Annotated in this window: 12 protein-coding genes; 7 read left to right on the top strand and 5 right to left on the bottom strand. The window is 42.7% G+C overall.

Going from position 1 to position 17,460, the window contains the following annotated elements; genetic code table 11:
- Positions 1 to 9 precede the first annotated feature (9 nt).
- The 4 genes from HGJ98_RS11895 to HGJ98_RS11880 all read left to right on the top strand — a co-directional run bounded on the left by HGJ98_RS11895 (position 10) and on the right by HGJ98_RS11880 (position 4,492).
- Complete coding sequence (locus HGJ98_RS11895) at positions 10 to 1,158, top strand: acyl-CoA dehydrogenase family protein (protein WP_291351634.1); 1,149 nt, start codon at positions 10 to 12, stop codon at positions 1,156 to 1,158.
- Between the two features lie 210 nt (positions 1,159 to 1,368).
- Complete coding sequence (locus HGJ98_RS11890) at positions 1,369 to 1,509, top strand: CoA-transferase (RefSeq protein WP_291351633.1); 141 nt, start codon at positions 1,369 to 1,371, stop codon at positions 1,507 to 1,509.
- Positions 1,510 to 1,792: 283 nt separating this feature from the next.
- The gene (locus HGJ98_RS11885) at positions 1,793 to 3,175 is read left to right on the top strand and encodes a DUF5667 domain-containing protein (protein WP_291351632.1); all 1,383 of its coding nucleotides are present in this window, start codon (positions 1,793 to 1,795) and stop codon (positions 3,173 to 3,175) included.
- 372 nt (positions 3,176 to 3,547) lie between these two features.
- Positions 3,548 to 4,492 (top strand): hypothetical protein, encoded by a 945-nt coding sequence (locus HGJ98_RS11880; protein WP_291351631.1) that lies wholly within the window; start codon positions 3,548 to 3,550, stop codon positions 4,490 to 4,492.
- A gap of 144 nt (positions 4,493 to 4,636) precedes the next feature.
- Here HGJ98_RS11880 and HGJ98_RS11875 read toward each other — a convergent pair whose 3' ends face one another.
- Together HGJ98_RS11875 and HGJ98_RS11870 are read right to left on the bottom strand one after the other, a co-directional pair.
- Positions 4,637 to 5,773, bottom strand: a complete 1,137-nt coding sequence (locus HGJ98_RS11875) for an HD domain-containing phosphohydrolase (protein WP_291351630.1) — start codon at positions 5,771 to 5,773, stop codon at positions 4,637 to 4,639.
- 78 nt (positions 5,774 to 5,851) lie between these two features.
- On the bottom strand, positions 5,852 to 6,199 hold the full coding sequence (locus tag HGJ98_RS11870; RefSeq protein ID WP_291351629.1) for a DUF3307 domain-containing protein: 348 nt from the start codon (positions 6,197 to 6,199) through the stop codon (positions 5,852 to 5,854).
- Positions 6,200 to 6,418: 219 nt separating this feature from the next.
- Between HGJ98_RS11870 and HGJ98_RS11865 the strand changes: the two genes are divergently transcribed.
- Genes HGJ98_RS11865 through HGJ98_RS11855 form a run of 3 tightly spaced genes read left to right on the top strand, consistent with a single transcriptional unit; the run spans position 6,419 to position 14,863 of the window.
- Positions 6,419 to 8,632, top strand: a complete 2,214-nt coding sequence (locus tag HGJ98_RS11865; protein WP_291351628.1) for a cell wall-binding repeat-containing protein — start codon at positions 6,419 to 6,421, stop codon at positions 8,630 to 8,632.
- 16 nt (positions 8,633 to 8,648) lie between these two features.
- A complete protein-coding gene (locus tag HGJ98_RS11860; RefSeq protein WP_291351627.1) occupies positions 8,649 to 10,430 on the top strand; it encodes an adenylate/guanylate cyclase domain-containing protein in 1,782 nt (593 codons plus the stop codon).
- Positions 10,430 to 14,863 carry a FecR domain-containing protein gene (locus tag HGJ98_RS11855; protein WP_291351626.1) on the top strand — a complete coding sequence of 1,478 codons (4,434 nt, stop codon included), beginning with the start codon at positions 10,430 to 10,432 and terminating at the stop codon, positions 14,861 to 14,863. The genes HGJ98_RS11860 and HGJ98_RS11855 overlap by 1 nt, the downstream gene beginning before the upstream one ends.
- A 99-nt stretch (positions 14,864 to 14,962) precedes the next feature.
- Here HGJ98_RS11855 and HGJ98_RS11850 read toward each other — a convergent pair whose 3' ends face one another.
- From HGJ98_RS11850 to HGJ98_RS11840, 3 genes are all read right to left on the bottom strand, one after another.
- A complete protein-coding gene (locus HGJ98_RS11850; RefSeq protein ID WP_291351625.1) occupies positions 14,963 to 15,526 on the bottom strand; it encodes a hypothetical protein in 564 nt (187 codons plus the stop codon).
- A gap of 10 nt (positions 15,527 to 15,536) precedes the next feature.
- The gene (locus HGJ98_RS11845; RefSeq protein WP_291351624.1) at positions 15,537 to 16,232 is read right to left on the bottom strand and encodes a hypothetical protein; all 696 of its coding nucleotides are present in this window, start codon (positions 16,230 to 16,232) and stop codon (positions 15,537 to 15,539) included.
- A 190-nt stretch (positions 16,233 to 16,422) separates the two neighbouring features.
- Positions 16,423 to 17,286 (bottom strand): DUF2589 domain-containing protein, encoded by an 864-nt coding sequence (locus tag HGJ98_RS11840; protein WP_291351623.1) that lies wholly within the window; start codon positions 17,284 to 17,286, stop codon positions 16,423 to 16,425.
- Positions 17,287 to 17,460: the final 174 nt, after the last annotated feature.

Raw genomic sequence — 17,460 nt, 5'->3', positions numbered from 1 at the left:
GGGGTTAATATGGATTTTCAACTAAGTAACGAAACACTAATGGTTAGGGACATGGTTAGAAAATTTGCTAAATCTCAAGTAGCACCTCTGGCAGAGGTCCTGGACAAAAGTCATGAATTTCCTAAGGATACTTGGAATAAGATGAGAGAACTAGGCCTAACCGGATTTCCTGTTCCTGAAGAATGGGGCGGTGGAGGCGGTACATATCTCGATTTTGCAATTATCGTTGAGGAGTTAGCTAAGGCCTGCGCCTCAACAGCTGTTGTAACCAGCGTACACACTGGTTTGGGTTGTATGAGTATTTATCTCTATGGAAGTCAGTATCTGAAAGATAAATATCTTAAGAGACTGTCTACTGGTGAGATTATTGGTGCCTATGCTTTGACTGAGCCTAACGCTGGATCTGATGCTGCTGCCCTAAAATGCAAAGCGGAAGATATGGGCGATCATTTCCTGGTTAACGGCAGTAAAATATTTATTACCAATGGTGGACATGCCACAACCTATTGCACTTTTGTGAAAACGGATTTAACTGCTCCCAAAGGGAAAGGGATTACTTGCTTGATTATCGAGAAAGACACCCCTGGGTTTACGATCAGCAAACCTGTTGAAAAAATGGGGATGCACGCTGATCCAACCTGTGAACTATATTTTGAAAATGTCAAAGTTCCCAAAGAAAACGTCTTAGGAGAAATCAACAATGGCTTTGCTGTTGCGATGGGACTGCTGGCTGGAGGTCGTATCACGATCGGTGCCCAAGGCTTGGGAATTGCTGAAGGGGCCCTAGAATATACCATTAATTACATTAAGGAAAGAAAACAATTTGATAAACCTCTGGCTGCCAATCAGGGCGTTCAGTTTATGATTGCAGAGATGGCTACCAAGATAGAAGCTGCTCAGATGCTGATTTACAGAGCTGCCTGGCTTAAGGATAACAAATTGCCTCATAACAAAGAAGCCTCAATGGCCAAGTACTTCGCTACGGATGTTGCTATGGAAGTCACGACCAACTGCGTACAATTGATGGGCGGATATGGTTACTGCTCAGAATATCCCGTTGAACGTATGATGAGGGATGCTAAAATTACTCAAATTTATGAAGGGTCTAATCAGATTCAGCGTATGATCATCGGACGTGAAGTTATCGGTCGGTTTTAATTAAGAAGAGTTGATGTAAAAAGGTTTAATCAAAGCTGAGCAGCGAACTTCAGTGGGGGAGTCTGTTTTCTTTGCAGCCAAATATTCCTATGGGGGAAGGCGGCTTAGGATAACCCCTTACTGGACATTCGTCTCTGAAGTAGGGTACGCAGGGCACCCACTTTTGAAGTGGGTGCCTTAACGACGGATAAATAGGGGAGGTTTTGCATAATGGCCAGACCTAAGATAGTTAGTCTCAGTGAAGCGATAGGACAGATCAAGAACGGAGATATGTTAGCATTCGGAGGATTTGCCGTTTGGCGGCGTCCTATGGCTGCTATTTATGAACTTATTCGGCATGGCATAGTCTGAGTGGATGTACGAAAAGCCGTAATTACAAGCCGTTACCAGGGACGATTCTTAGTGCTTTTATGAGAACTAAGAATCGTCCCTGCGCGTGCGTCCCGGCATAGGGAAGTTTTGTAAGTTCTAGGGGAATAGGAGATTTTATAATAGGTATGAATAGGTTAAAAGAACCTTTCTTCTAGTCCATTCGTCCTGATCTGAGGAAATATGCTTGTTGGAGCATTTGGGGCAGTGTATAATGCGACAATAAGATAGAGTTTTCTAAGGGATTTTTTAAGGAGTGAATAGGATGGATATGCTAAAAAAGAGACTTGCCATAGCTTTAACCTTAGCTCTCTGTGTCATGCCAATAAGTGCCCCTCTCGCTTTTGCCGAGACGATTCCATCTGTAGAAGTGGAGGAAACCACGCCTACCCCCAATGAGGAGACTACGACAGAACCTAGTACAGACGCTGAAATTATCACTGATATTGAAGAGACAAATGTTGAAGAAGAGACTGAGACTAATGAACCTGAAGATATAGCTGAAAACGAAACTGGTGAAGCTCCTGAGGGCACAGAAAGCGTTGATGAGGATCTGCCTCCGGTGCTTAATGAAAACGGAGAAGTCATTTCACCCGGTACACTTCCGGATTCCCCTTTTTATTGGCTGACAACCTTGATTGAGAAACTTCAAGTAGTTTTAACGTTTGACCCCGTGAAGAAAACAGAGCTTCTGGAGGAACAAGCCCTTGAGAGAATTGCAGAAGCTGGGGCATTGATTGAGAAGGGAGATACTGAAGAAGCTGAAGGCGCCCTTAAAGCCTACACCGCGAAAGTCGCTGAGGCTGAGGCTTTTGTAGATCAACTAACTCAAACAGATTCCGAAATCAAACAAAAACTTGAGACTGCGCTCAGTACAACTCAGGCTAATAATGTTCAAACCTTAGGAGGCCTCTTAGATAAGCTTCCGCCCCAAGCTGCCCAAAGAGTCGCGGTAAACATTGTACGCTCCATGGAAAAAAGCATTGCCAAGATGGATAAAAAGGAGCAACAAAGGGTTGCTAAAGAACTGAAAAGAGCAACCGAAGACTTAGAAGAGAGTGAATTAACTGAGGAAGAGGTAGTCGCTTTAGAAAACCTCGACCAAGTTCTTGAGGATGGTCAGTTAGAGGAAGAAGCTATAGCAGCTACCCCGAGCGCAGCTTTCAATACCATGGCGCTAACGACAGATTCCAATCGTCAGTCCTTAGTTTTAGACGCAAAAGGTAAAGTGACAAAGGCAAAATCAGAAGCAAACTCAGAATTTGAACCAACCAAGCAGCAAGCACAAAAGCTAAAAGCTAAAGTTGAGGATAAAAACCAGTCTAAAGATGTTTCTAATCAAAAACCTGAAGTTAAATCTATAGATCCAGCTAAAGATAAAACTAAAGCTGAAGCAGAAGCAGAAGCAGAAGCAAAATCAAAAGCAAAAGATGAAGCACAAGCAGAAGTAGAAGTACTGAAAGAAAAACTACAACAAGAGCAAAAACTACAAGAAGGTAATCTTCAAAAAGAATCAGAGAAGAGTGCCTTGAAAGAAAAAGATCAAAGTTCCAGTAACTCTGCCCAGAAGCAAACTGGAGAGAAAACTCAGCAAAAGGCTTCTAAAGATCGAGAAAAGGGAGATAAATCAGGAGGCAATGAAAGATAAAAAACATAGCCAAAAGTTAAATCAAACTAAGCTAAGCTAGTCAGGTCAAGTCAAGACTAAGCAAGCTAAGCATACTTTAGCATAAGTTAGCCGATAATTTCTCGCGTGGAATTATCGGCTTTTATTTGCTTTCAAGAACCATCCAGTTTTCATTAGGTGGAAGTATTATAAATTATAACTTTTGATAAGATACCTTAGATGTTTGTAACATAGGGTATTATTTTGTCGTTCCCTATCATAATCTGTTGGATAATAATGGATAATTATTTAAAGTACCCCCTCAAAATACCTAGCGAGGAACTAAATAATTAGTGAGAGGCAATATCGTCCATCTAAGACGGCCTCGTATGAATTTAAGGGGAGGTATATCAATTGAAAAAGGTTATGAAAAAATTGGTCCCTATTTTATTAGTTTCGCTCTTAGCACTTCCATCTGCTGCCTTAGCAAAAGGGGTGGAAGACTCCGCTAAGATGAAGAGCTTTGGGAAGGGAAAAACTGATCAGAATAAACATATGAATGCTATGTGGAGCAGGTTTGATATTGATCTAGAGAAAAATAACGGAAAAGTACTAATTATCGATAATAATCCCGTCTTCGATTTTGAGGTAGTCGGGGGGGAAAACGGAAATTTAGCGAATGGGGATTCCATACTAATCAACGTTATTAATCGTGGCGGAAATGTTGTAAAACAACTGAATTATTCCATAGATGGTCTTGAAGTAGTTGATGATGTTGAAGAAACTGAGAATGTCCATCTTTATACTACGAATCAGGATCTAGATACAACCTATGGAGCGGTTAGATTTTTAAATTTCAATAACCTAGCCACAAGCGCTGAGGTGTATTTGACGGATGCTCAAGAAAATCTTGGTACATCGGATCGTACTTCGATTAACTTCTATCGTGGAACCACAATTGATGGGGAAAAACCGTATGGGGATTGGGAAGAACGGAATAAGGTGCGTTTTGGGTATGATGCAGAGGATGGGAAGGTTTGGGTCGAACTTAATGCTGAATATGAATATCGGGCAGAGTATGATACGGTAAAGGATGCAGATTTCGATGCAATTCAATTTATGCTCTTAAATCGAGAATCTGATTCGGCTGTAAAACTTAAGAATATCAAGCTGAATGGAAAAGCGATCAGTGATAGTGATACGGTTTTAGTCGGAGACTCAGACTGGCCGAAGTGGAATCTTGAGGGAAAAATTCAAAACTCTCATGGAAATTTCACAGTTGAAGCAGATCTTCTCATTACAGGGGATCAACCTAAAGGTGAGATTAACAAGTTAGAGATAGTGTTCGGGAAAAAGTAGCGCTACAAATAGTTTTCAAGGGTAAGAGAAGGGCATTAAGGGACGGCTCTTGGTTCCATTTATGGAACCAAGAACCGTCCCTATTTCTACTTTGTTACTATAAAAGATTATGGTATCAGGTGGCGAAACCAAAACTTGAGTGTCTTAATCAGCATACTCTTCTTTCAAAGCAAAAATTTCCTCTAAGCAATCCATAAATGCATCAATAAGTTGGGGATCGAATTGTACTCCGCGTTCTTCTTTGAAAAGGTTGATAACTCGGTCAATTTCCCAGGCTTTCTTATAGCAGCGATCACTGGCTAGAGCATCGAACACGTCAGCAACAGCAGTGATGCGACCGTAAATGTGAATTTCTTCTCCTTTGAGGCCTTGAGGATAGCCGGTGCCGTTCCATTTTTCATGGTGCTGATGTGAGATTATCGCTGCAGATTTAAGTAGTTGCCGATTAGATTTTTTCAAAAGTTCATAGCCAATCTTTGTATGGGCTTGCATCAGGGCAAATTCTTCATCCGTTAACTTTCCGGGTTTCTTTAGGATAGAATCCGGAATAGCAACTTTTCCAATATCGTGCATGGGAGAGGCGGTTTTGATAAGCTCAGCTTCGACAGGGCTCAGACCAAGACGAAGAGCTAGAACTTTGGAGTATTCTGCGACTCTCTTCACATGATTTCCGGTTTCTTTGGAACGGCTTTCTCCGATTTCACCCATCAAATAAATAATCTCTTTTTGAGTTTGTTCAATTTCCTTATTAAGTATGGCGGCTTCTAAGGCTTTGCCGCTGTAGGAGGCAGCTAGAGTTAGTAAATCTATATCCTGACTAGAAAAGACTCCTGCTGAGGTCATCTTATTGATGGCTTGATAGACTCCCATGTTTTCGCCTTGCTGATTTTGAATTGGAATGACGAGAACAGATTTTGTGCGGTAGCCAGTCTGAAGATCGACTTCCGGGTTAAAACGGGCATCTTTGTAGGCATCCTCGATGAAGATGCTTTGGTTGTTTTTCAAAGCAAAACCCGCCAATCCCGCCTCTGCGGGCATGGTCAAGGCCTTTACGCCATGGGCGACTTTTGTCCAGAGCAGATTATTCTCCTTGTCATGAAGCCATAAGGTGCAGCGATCTGCTAGGATCAGCTCGCGACCCATATCCGCCATATAGAGTAAGATATGGTCTAAATTTTTTTCCGGGGCGATTAAGGATATGTAATGAAAGATGATATGCAGCATTTGTTCTGGGGTCAGGTCGTCTTTGAGCTTAACCTCAAGGTCTTGGAGTTCGTGCATTTTAGGTTACTCCTTTCGACAGCTTGGTTAAAGGATACTTTGCAGAATCCCTTGAAAAAGTTATGGGAAGGATCGGTTTTATTGTACTTGTAATATGAAGGCTAGGAGGGTGAGGTGAAAGACTTGATCTACCATGATGCCAAGCCATTGGTTTTTCGAAAGATCCGTACGCATAACGTGACGGACCCACCAGGCCACAAAGATTCGGCGATCAAGAAGGATATGCCCCAGAAAAATGATAAGGAGCTGCCACCAGACTAAACCGCCAAAACCAAGGAAGGCTATTACTCCCAGCGTCGAAGTGTATACGGTTGAATGGGCTATTAGCGGGAACCATTTGGTCGCTTTGTTCATGGCCATCCAACTAGTTTGGAGAGGGAAATCTCCAAGGAGATGGGCTAATAATAGGAGATCAAAGGAACTCATTTCTAAACCTCATTTCTGATGAGTTCTTCATTTTTTTATCGTCATAATATCATTTTCGAGGGTCCGTGTACATAATCAAAATAGTTGGAATTTGTCAAAGCATTTGTGAAAATATTATCCTATAAAAGGAAAGTATTTGCAGGATTATCAAAACAAATGAAGAATATTCACATTTTAGAGTTCCATATTTTGATAATTCACCAGGCAGGAGGAATACTCGTGAAGAAACGCTCATCGTTTCGAATTTATGCTTTATTAATGTGTATCGTGACGTTCCTAGTCTTTCAGCCTTGCATTGTTTCAGCAAACCAGGAATTAAACAAGATAGAACGGTTGTATGGCAATAGCCGCTATGACACTATGTTTCAAATCGCTTTGAAGTTCCCAGCGGTGGTGGATAATGTTGTGCTTACCACGGGAAGTAATTTTCCGGACGCACTGGCAGGTGTGCCATTAGCTCATCAAAAGCAAGGCCCGCTTCTTTTATTAGGAAGTACACCAGAACTAAGTCAGGAGGCCTTTAAATATATAAAAGAACACCTTAATAAATCCGGAAATATCTACATTCTAGGTGGCCCAGTGGCTGTGCCGGAGCGTTTTGTTGAGGCTTTAGTAAATCTAGGGTTTAAGCACGAAAATATACATCGGATTGCGGGGCATGACCGATATGAGACTGCCTTGGCTATTGCTAAAGAACTTGATCATTCGGGATCAGAGTTTTATCTAGTTCAAGGGGATAATTTCCCGGATGCCTTGTCTGCTTCCGTTCTGGCTGCGACAACAGGTTATGTAAATGCAGAGAAGTCAAACTATTTAAAATTGAAAGGGCAAACGGTTCCAGCCTCTTTAGGGGGAGTTCCATTAATTTTGCTCCCTTCGAAGGGTCCGATTCCGGACGCAATTATTCAATATTTGAATTCAATCCCGAATACCTCGAATGACTTAAAGCAAACCTTTCATGTGGTTGGTGGCACGGCTGTGATCCCTGAAGCAAGTGTGAATCAACTAAAATCCCAGATTACTCGGATTGCTCCAGATGGTGTGAGCCGGATTAGCGGGAACAACCGCTATGGTACGATGGAAAAGATCAATAGTTCGGTGAGTCATTTTGATGCTTCTTGGCAGGACGACGAAAGCGGTCTTCCAATTCCACATATTTACCTGGCGTCCGGTGAAAATTTTCCCGATGCTCTAACGGGTGCGGTGTTGGCGGCCAAAAACCAGGCTCCCCTGGTCTTAGTCAATAACTCCTTACCTCAGGAAACCTGCGAATTACTTAAGGGCTACTGGCAGCGCAACCAAAAAGGGCTTGCTCAGAATTCTCAGGTTACGGCTTTAGGAGGGTCAGGGATTATCGCGGATAAAACCCTTATAGCAGTTAGTTATATGTTGAACTATGGACAATCCATTGTAGGTAAGCCTCAGGTGCGGACCTTTGCTGGCTCGGGAAGTTTAGGCTACCTGGACGCTGAAAATTTGGCAGCCCAATTTGCGATGCCCTGGGGAATTGCGCAAGGAAATGATGGAACGGTATATGTGTCAGATACTCAAAACCACCGAATTCGTGGGATCGCTGAAGGTAAAGTTACGACGGTGGCCGGTATGGCCACGGTGAAGGATGATTATGGCCTTTCTGTTGGAGGTTTTCAAGATGGTCTAGGGACTGAGGCCAGGTTTAATCAACCTAAGGGTCTGGCAGTTGACCCGGATGGAAGGATTTATGTTGCGGATTCTGCTAATGGTGCAATTCGTGTCATTGATAAGTCGGGGCTTGTGAAAACGTTAGTTAACGGCTTAAGCTCTCCGTCTGATCTTGTCCTAGGGAGAGAGGGAGAACTCTATGTTACGGAAACCCTGAATCATCGTATCCTGCGTGTGGAAAAAAACGGAGAGTGGTCCGTTTTAGCTGGTGGCGGGTATGAGACAAGAAGTAACTGGCTTTTCGGTGGATATGTGGATGGACAGGGAGAACAGGCTCAATTTAATGAACCTTCTGGCATCGCTTTAGGACCAGAAGGATCCTTATATGTGGCGGATACTGGAAACCAAAGGATCAGGGTGGTATCCCCTGAGGGAGAGGTGACAACCTTAGCTGGGTCCGGTACTGTTCCAATTGTCGATACCACCTATTTTAAAGGAGGGTTCCAAGATGGTTCCCTACTTGAAGCCAAATTTAACTTTCCCAGCGGCATAGCCGTGTCGACAGAAGGCACAGTTTATGTGACAGATACCTATAACCATCGTTTGAGAGAGATCAGCAAGGCTGGTAGGGTCAAAACCTTAGCAGGAAATGGTTTATCCGGTAAGCAAAACGGATTCCCTGAACAAGTTCAGTTTGATAGCCCGGCAGCAGTTAAGATCACTAAGGAAGGTAATCTTTTAATGGTTGATCAATATAATAACTCCATTCGTTTGCTCGAATGGCAGCCGTAAAGGGGTGGAGTGAGTTATGAAGAAGATTTATGCCGTGATCATTATCCTGCTGGTGATGGGTGTTTCCTACTTTAATGAAGTCTTATATAATGCGGAACGCAGCGTGACGGATCGGGTGACCATTGAGCCGAGGAAGGTAGATTCCAGGATTAAACTTTTGGCCATTGACGAAAAAAGTCTGGATACGGTGGGAAGATGGCCTTGGCCACGCAACATTATTGCTGAACTATCAGACCAGCTTTTGTCTAAAGGGGCTCTGGCTGTGTGGCCGGACATTTATTACAGTAATAAGAGTCAGAATCCTGCGGAAGATCAGGCCTGGGAGCAGGTGGTTGCCAAACACCAGAATTTATTTCTTCCGGTCTACTTTGATTTTCAGACTCGAAAAGTAAATCGCCAGGTCGTAGTGGAAGGTTTGCAAAAACCAGTGATCCCGATTGATCTTAAGCAAACAGGGCATATCAACGTTATTGAGGATGATGATCGGGTCGTACGCAATGTAATGTTGGGGATCTCCCATGAAGAAACTCGTGTTCCGGCTATTAGTGTTAAACTGGCGAATTTACTTTTGCCGACCGATCAACAGTTAGTGTGGACTGAGGATAACCACTGGTTAAAGGGGAAAACTCCTCTGCCGGTTGGGCCTCAGAACGAACTATATTTTTCCTATGCAACAAAACCTCTCGATCAAAGCATTGAAACGATTTCCATCTCCAGAGTACTAAGTGGAGAGGTTGACCCTGCCTATTTTGCCGGTTCGGTGGTGTTGATAGGACCTTATGCGATGGGTTTGGATGATGCTTATTATACTCCTACGAGCAAAAAACTGGAGATGTACGGCGTAGCGATTCATGCTAATGTCATTCAGAGCTTATTAGATGAGAAGATTTACACGAGGGCTTCTCATCCAGTGGGCCTAATGGTGATGGTTTTACTTGGCCTATTAGCCTATTTCAGTATGGAACGTGTGAGGGCTAAGTGGTCGATTCTCATAATGGTGGGGTTATTGACGATCTACTCCTTTGCAGAAGTTATTGTCTTCCAAACGCTACATATTTTACTGCCTTATCTATACCCTGTCTTGACGATTATCTCAGTGTACATCTTTTCCGTGGTCTCTCAGTACCTTCAAGAACGGAGGGAGCGGGGACGAGTTACTGGAATTTTTGGTCGTTACGTCTCGAAAGCGGTGGTTCAAGAAATCTTGTCCACTAAAGAAGAGATTAAGGTCGGTGGAGTCCGCAAAGACATAACCTTGGTATTTGTCGATATCCGTGGATTCACTCCACTATCAGAGAAAATGGAACCCGAGGATGTTATTAAGATTCTCAATGAGTACTTAGACCTTTGTTCCCGGGCCGTGTTTGCACAGGAAGGGACCATCGATAAGTTTATTGGAGATGGTGTGATGTCAATCTTTGGAGCACCCATCGAACAGGAAAATCATCCGGAACGAGCGATTAGGGCTGCCTTGCAGATGCAGAGCGGGGCGGGAAGGCTTGCGGAACGTCTCCTAGAACAGTATGGTCGATCCGTAAGTTTTGGGATCGGAATTAATTCTGGTCCGGCAGTTGTGGGAAATATCGGGTCACAAGAGCGCTTAGACTATACCGCGATTGGGGATACGGTAAATTTAGCAGCTAGGCTGGAGTCCAATGCTAAACCAGGGCAGATTTTAATCAGTAAGGAGACCTATGAGCGGGTCAAAGAGAGGTTCAGGGTGACAGCGTTAGATCCTATTAAGGTTAAAGGAAAAGAAAACCTGGTGGAGATTTTCCAGGTGGAGGGAGAGTTCTAATGAGGTGTGATAAGCTTAAACCCAGGCTCATGACTACGATTGCCCTAGCCTTCATCCTATTCTTTAGCCAGATAATCACTTTTCCTCAGGAAGCTATGGCTGCTCAACCGTCAGTCGTTTTAAGTGGGGTAAAAGGAGAAGTCCTCGTTAAGAAAGGGGGCGGACTGCGTGAATTGTCCGCTGTAAATGGCATGGAACTCGTTCAGGGTGACTGGTTGCGAACAGGTAAAAACGGGACTGCTAAGCTTTCCTATGGCGATGGGACAGAAGCAACCATTGGTTCTAATTCCTCTCTAACTATTCAAAGGTTGACCCGGAGTGATTTTGCTGAGGTCTCTTCACAAGCGAAGGCGCGGGTCACGTTTTCCCAGAGCGGTCAACAGTCTTCCCTTCAATTATGGTCGGGGAGTGTGTGGAATAAAGTTAAAAGTCTTTTAAATATGGATGATTCCTACGAAGTAGAGACTCCTACGGCTGTGATGGGTGTACGTGGAACGTTGTATCTGGTCAGTGTGAATCCGGAAAATGGTGCGACACAAGGGGATGTTGTTGAAGGTGTTGTGGGTGTGACTCAAAATAATGAAGCGACTCAGTCAGCACCGATCCAACTAGTCACAATGGGTCAGACCTTAAGATTAGTTTCTTTGGATGAACCTATGCCTGAACACCAAGTCATTGATCCTCAGGAGTTGATTCGGTCGGCTCAAGCAGAGATCTTGGTGCAGTTAGTGAATGATATTATGGAAAGGGCGAAGGACTTAACGGTTTTAACGCAAGAACAACAGTCTGCTTATAAACAGACGGGAGTTGTTGATCACCTTAAAGCGGCCATCGGAACCTCCTTTAAAGTCGACGAGTTAGCTAAATTCAGTAAGGAGTTTGTGACTAGTCTGAAGACATCCGATAAGTTGGAAGAAGTTAAACAGGTGCTTAAGGATAACGATCAGTCGTTTGAACTTTTGCAATCAACGATTAACACTCTGAAAAATGAAACTGAGGAAATTAGATCAGAAATTGTGGAAACGGCTAAAGAAAGTGGAGTTAGTGAGGAAGAGATTGAGAGTCTTGAAAAAGAGGCAGTAGGAATACCGCCGACCCCGGATTCGATAACTCAGTCCCCGATAACGACAACGCCTACTCCCCCAACACCTCCGACTACAGGGTCGAATAATGGCAGCAGCAGTAGTGGTTCGACCACGGTGATATCTAATGAATATACGGTGAGCCTTGGAACAATTAGTAATGTGCCTTACAGGACTGACAGTACTACTTTTCTGTCCAATATTCTAAAAGGCGAGAGCCACCAGACTTGGGATGTTTCAGGAGTGCATAATCCAGTCCGAAACGGTGATCGGCTTGTGGTGATTGCCCAAAATGGGACGCAAATGGTTTATACAATTTCTATTATTCCTTCGGAATTGGGGATGCCTGTTCCCGTTAGTCAAGGTACTCCAATTACATTTACAAATGGAGTAAGCCTTGATTTGGGTAGTTTAAGTATACTGCCTAACGTGACTGTGACAGCAGAGGAAGTAGATTCTGCAAGTTTACCTGAAGGCACGATAATTGGAGGCAAGGTCATTAACTTCACATTCAGTGGAATGACGGTTAATAACTCTGTGACTTTGACATTACCAATTGATCCAGATGCTGATCCTGAAAAAGTTGGCATTTACTACCTCAATGGTTCAGTGTGGGAGTATCAGGATTCAATCGTTCAAGATGGAAAAGTGGTTGCTACGGTTAATCATTTTTCTACCTATGGGGTTTTAGAAGATACAGTACCACCGACGTTAACTTCCGTGACAGAGGGAGCGGTGACAATTGGTGATATGGTTGAGGCTGCTAGTACTGAAGAAGGGTTTATTTATCTAGTTCCGTCTGCTACATCTCAAGCCTTAGATGATTTGAATTTGGCGGTAACTGAAACTAAAGGAACCAAGGCAGCGGTAAACGCAAATACTCCAGTCAGCCTTATTACAACAGGCTTGGCTTCTGGAACCTATAAAATTTATGCAATCGATAGAGCCGGAAATATTTCAAGCGGATGGGCTGTTACTTTGAATGCTTCAGACGTCGGAACCGGCATCATAACTGGAGTAGCAAAATTTCCTGATTCAGTAGTACTTGTTGACTATTCCGGTATAAAGATTACAGCGAAGGGCTTCACAACGGAAGGGATAGCTATTGAGTTTGTCACTACTACAAGCAGCGATGGTACCTTTTCATTAACGCAACTTCCAAAAGGGAATTATATATTAGAGGCAAGCAAAACTGGTTATTACAGTACAAGTAAAGTAGCAGAGGCGATCAATGATCAAACTACAGTATTAGAAGAGGTTATGATTCTCTATCCGGAGGTAGTCTCAGGTACTGTGAAGGGATATGCTAAGTTTATTGATCAGCAAGATTACCAAGGAATAGTAGTAAAAATCCAGACTTTGGAAGGAAGACTCTTACCAGATCTGATTGCAATGACTGATTCCCAAGGGTACTTTGAATTTACTGACGTTCCTGTTGATAATATCACTGATAAAAGCACCTACATTTTCACTGCGTATGCATTAGATGGGGCAATGGGCTATGCTACTGATAGTGTTGAAGTGACAGTAAATGCTAATCAGATAACAACCATTTCAGAGACGCTTTGGCTGAGACCAGCGGCTGAAGAGGTTATAATCTTTGCTGATGATCCATCACCATGGGGTAGTGAAGCTCTACAGGACATGTTAGAAGAGCTTGGGGTTTCCTATAATATTTATTCTTCAGAGTCCATGAGTGAAATACCTTTACCCATTAATAAAACCGTATGGATTATCAATGATCAGCCTCAAGATTTTTATAATGCCTACAAAGCTAACCAAAGTCGTTTCGATGATTTTGTAAAACAAGGGGGGACACTCCTTTTCGAAGCCTGTGACCAAGGAGGCGGAGGTGGCTCAATAGTTGGGGCAGGAGCAACGCTGCCTGGAGGGGTTGTTAATGAAATCTACTACGATGAATATAATACAAATGTTAACACCAGCCACCCAATGATGGCGGGGGTTCCAGCGAACTTGCAAGGAAATTACGCTTCCCATAACTATTTTATCAACCTTCCAGATATATCAACAGTACTTTGCGCGGATAGTTTGGGTAATCCAACTCTTGTGGAGTATAAGTACGAGCAAGGTAGAGTAGTAGCGACAGGGCAACCTTTGGAATTCTACTGGGGAAGTAATAATAACCTTCTCCAAATCTACCCCAATATGATCTATTATACATTTCATAAACCTGTTAGTTCAGGGTTAACAGATCCGTTCTTTGTAATAAGTAATGATAACGGCACGGTCACTGTTGAACCTATAAAATCCCAGAACACGTTAACCTACACAGCTGTAGTAGAAAATGACGTAGACTGGCTTACCCTAACACCCACCGCTGCAGAAGGTAAGATTACCGTTAATGGTTTAGGGGTTAATAGCGGAACTGCATCCGATCCTATTTACTTGAACGTTGGAGGCAATACAATATATGTAGTGGTATCGGAAGTCGCTAAGATGCCTAAGGCTTATACCATTACTGTGACAAGAGAAGGTTCTGACCTAGAGGCGCCTAGGGATATAAATACGTTTACAGGCAACGGTTTTGTCGTTCTAGATTGGAATCCTGTAATTGATGCTACAAACTACAAAGTGTTCCAATCAACGGACCTTGATGGAGAATATACAGAAGTATATCCTGGAATCTCAAAGACGGATACTCACTGGGTGGTAACAGGTTTAACCAATGACACGACTTATTACTTTATGGTGAAAGCAAGTAACGTAATGGGTGACAGCATGTACTCCGATATCGTTTCTGCCAAGCCCCAGATGGTGGTGCCCGGTACAGTCGTGGGCTTACAGGCAGCAGCGGAAGATGGGCAGGTAAATCTTAGTTGGCAAGGTGAGTTGGGTGCTGAATTCTATAGAGTATATCAATCTATCACAAGCGGTGGACCATATACGGAAGTTGATCCGAGTATTAAAAAGATAGATACTAGCTTCGCTGTGGGGGATTTAAGTAACGGAACAACTTATTACTTTGTTGTGAAGGCGAGCAATGAAGCGGGTGACGGAGAAAACTCCAGTGAGGTATCGGCTCAGCCTATAGCTATACCAGACAACACAGTAGCAAATTTTGCTTGTATAATGAAATCGGATACTACGGCAACCTTCACTTGGTCGCCTGTAGTGGGAGCAACAGGGATAAAGATTGAAAAGGCACTTACCGGAACTAGTGAATGGAATAATGCTACAGGTGAAACAATCGAAGTGGGTGCAACAACAGCGCTAGTAATAGGATTGACCGCATCCACCGGATACGACTTTAGACTAGTAGTAACTGGTGGATTAAATGCTGGAATTTCAAATATATTAGTCAATGTTAAGACAGAGACGCCAGGAGTGTGATAAAAATAAGGAATGAGACAAAGATAAGCTCCCTCGATTCAGGGAGCTTATCTTTTTGTGCGTTTCAGAAAGCATAACTACCGTTATATACTATCCCTTTTAATTGGACATGGCTCTGTCTAAAAGTATAAGAATGTCTTGGGAACTTACCAACCCCTTGATGTGGAGACATATGTTGCAAAGGTCAGGATCAGCTAATAGCCGTTGCCAGGTTTCTTTTAAATAAATAGAGCGATCGGTAACGGAATCTTCAGGAGGGTTAAACAAACCTTTGCGTTCTGCAAGGGGGGCAATTTGACGGATATATCGTTCAGCTTCATTGATTTGGGTTAGGGATCCTTTGATCAGACTGGTTATTAGTTCGTTAGCTTTTTTTAAGGTTTCCACGGCGACTGCATCCATCACTTTTCGATGGGTTTTATGGCTCGAAAATTCTATCCCTTGTGGAAGTAATCCTCTTTCAACGGAAATCAAGGAACCTTTAAGAATTGCAATATCTGAACAGGCCTGCATGCGATTATTTTCAAGCACTTTTTCTAATTGTTCCAACCAATCTTTAACTGTCTGAACAAAAGTAGATTCTTTTTTTTCGAAGAGACGAATTAATCTCGGGATTTGAGTTAATACACTCTCTAATTCTTCAATATTTAATAATCTTAACATCATCCAACACCTATTCAGGAATCAATCGGCGCACGGCAACGTCGCCTTCATCCACTGTAGTCCATTCAAGGGAATCTTCGGTCACTGTAAAGCGGACGTAGGCTAAAATATCCTTAGAACCCGCATTTTTTATATCAGACGTATTGGCTGTAATATCCAGCCTCGGTTGATCGCGTAAGTATTTGCTAAATTCGGAATAGAGCTGTTGTCTTAGTTCATGAGCGAATTCATCAAGTTTATTATTGTTTTTATCATCTTCAAGGGGGGTGGACTCTTTCAGCTCTCTGATAACTGATGCCACAAGCTTATCCGCGATATGGGTTATTCTTATAGGAGTATAGTCTAATTGTTTAAATTCTTCAAAAATCTTATCTGTTTGTATATTAATGTTATTCATTTTTGTCGTCCTCGGATAAAGAGTACTGATTATATTAAGTTGTCTGGGAAGCAGCTTGCGAAACTTTGCTTGCATATAGGATAGAATTTGATCATTGCTAGAACGACCGGTAGGTTCTTGAATATTGTTGATGACTAAGGGAACGTCGATGGATAAAGTAGGTATTTTAAAGCGTGGTACAGGAAGATACTTAAGGTAAGGATCTCTGGCATAGCGCTCTGCGATGTTTACAGCCTCATAATCAGCCTGGGCACGTGCATTTGTTATCTCGGTAATTAAATAGCCGAGATAATCTCCTAGGTACGGCATATAATCTTTCCTTTCAAGATGAAAATTTTTTAAGTAAAGGGGAAAGAAGGAGCACCTTATAACTGTCTCGCAAATGGAAAAAACGTATCCAATAGACTAACTGCTGCAATTTACCCCCGCTTTTTTGTAAGTGGGGGTAAATTGGTTCTAACTCTGGATTTTGATGGGTTAATAAGCCAAGAAATTAATTCTATGACGTTGGTAAAACTGGTTGAGATCGGATGGAGTCTTCAAGAATTCCTAAAATTTTCTCCAGTCCTGCAGGCATTTCTTCCTGTACTGCCCGGACATGAACGTTCATTGAGTAAGTGCGATTAACTTTTTCACCCTGAGTCGTATTTCGCTGGTAAGAGGTAGATACATTTAGTTTGGCGGAGGCGTAGAGAAACCCGCCCTTTGCTTCTGTCGAAGCATTTAACGTAAAACTATCATCTACCTGGCGGTATTCCATGGAATTGATTTTTACATTAAAATCTAAGGTCGTTTCATCAATTCTGATGAAGGGTATAGGAAGCATAGTGAGAATTGGCACTTCAAGCTTCATATCAGTGTAGATTGCAGGTGTTGCTTCTGTGCCGGGAGTGAAATTGACGATTGCTTCCGCTTGGGTCCCTTCTGGGTCATCTGAGCCGGATAGTTGGATTTTCGGAGCTGTTTTGTAGCCGGTACCGAGGCTGGTTATATTAATTGCGGTAACCTTACCATCAGAAACGACAGCCTCTGCTGTGGCATCACGTCCACCACCATCGGAAAGGGTAACTGTAGGCTTTTTAGAGTAACCGCTTCCAACATTTGTGACGCTAATCGAAAAAGAGTATGTTGTTGCTGGCTGATAGGGTTGAACCTCTTTTGGGTACTTGAAGGTTACATAAATCGGGTCTCCGGTATTGGAGTTCTCAGGATCCTTACTGTCTCCGGCTTTGAAACCCACGGCTTTGATAAAGTTTACTGAACTCATTGCCGCTTGGGCTTGAGCTTCAACGACAGCTATAAGCGGTCCGCCGATAATGTTTTTGAAATCCAAGGTAGACAGTTCTTGCCCAGGATGTATCATTATTTGACCTCCTCTCTTAGTTTTTTTGATTACCAAAATAATGTATTCTCCTCAAGATAATGGAAGTCCTTCCAATATATATAGGACGAAAGTCTATACTTTATAGGACCTTCGAATATTTCTCTTCAAATTGTAAAGTATAAGCACAAATAAAGAAGTAAACTAGTTTAGTTA

Source organism: Desulfosporosinus sp. (assembly GCF_014237355.1).
In the GTDB taxonomy this organism is placed as follows: domain Bacteria; phylum Bacillota; class Desulfitobacteriia; order Desulfitobacteriales; family Desulfitobacteriaceae; genus Desulfosporosinus.
The sequence above is the reverse complement of the archived record's forward strand: the minus strand, read 5'-3'. Positions and strand labels throughout refer to the sequence as shown.

Bases quoted from the DNA above. Each gene is read 5' to 3' on its own strand.
- HGJ98_RS11850 (WP_291351625.1), bottom strand. From the start codon at position 15,526: ATGTTAAGATTATTAAATATTGAAGAATTAGAGAGTGTATTAACTCAA.
- HGJ98_RS11870 (WP_291351629.1), bottom strand. From the start codon at position 6,199: ATGAGTTCCTTTGATCTCCTATTATTAGCCCATCTCCTTGGAGATTTC.
- HGJ98_RS11845 (WP_291351624.1), bottom strand. From the start codon at position 16,232: ATGCCGTACCTAGGAGATTATCTCGGCTATTTAATTACCGAGATAACA.
- HGJ98_RS11895 (WP_291351634.1), top strand. From the start codon at position 10: ATGGATTTTCAACTAAGTAACGAAACACTAATGGTTAGGGACATGGTT.
- HGJ98_RS11875 (WP_291351630.1), bottom strand. From the start codon at position 5,773: ATGCACGAACTCCAAGACCTTGAGGTTAAGCTCAAAGACGACCTGACC.
- HGJ98_RS11840 (WP_291351623.1), bottom strand. From the start codon at position 17,286: ATGATACATCCTGGGCAAGAACTGTCTACCTTGGATTTCAAAAACATT.
- HGJ98_RS11855 (WP_291351626.1), top strand. From the start codon at position 10,430: ATGAGGTGTGATAAGCTTAAACCCAGGCTCATGACTACGATTGCCCTA.
- HGJ98_RS11860 (WP_291351627.1), top strand. From the start codon at position 8,649: ATGAAGAAGATTTATGCCGTGATCATTATCCTGCTGGTGATGGGTGTT.
- HGJ98_RS11885 (WP_291351632.1), top strand. From the start codon at position 1,793: ATGGATATGCTAAAAAAGAGACTTGCCATAGCTTTAACCTTAGCTCTC.
- HGJ98_RS11890 (WP_291351633.1), top strand. From the start codon at position 1,369: ATGGCCAGACCTAAGATAGTTAGTCTCAGTGAAGCGATAGGACAGATC.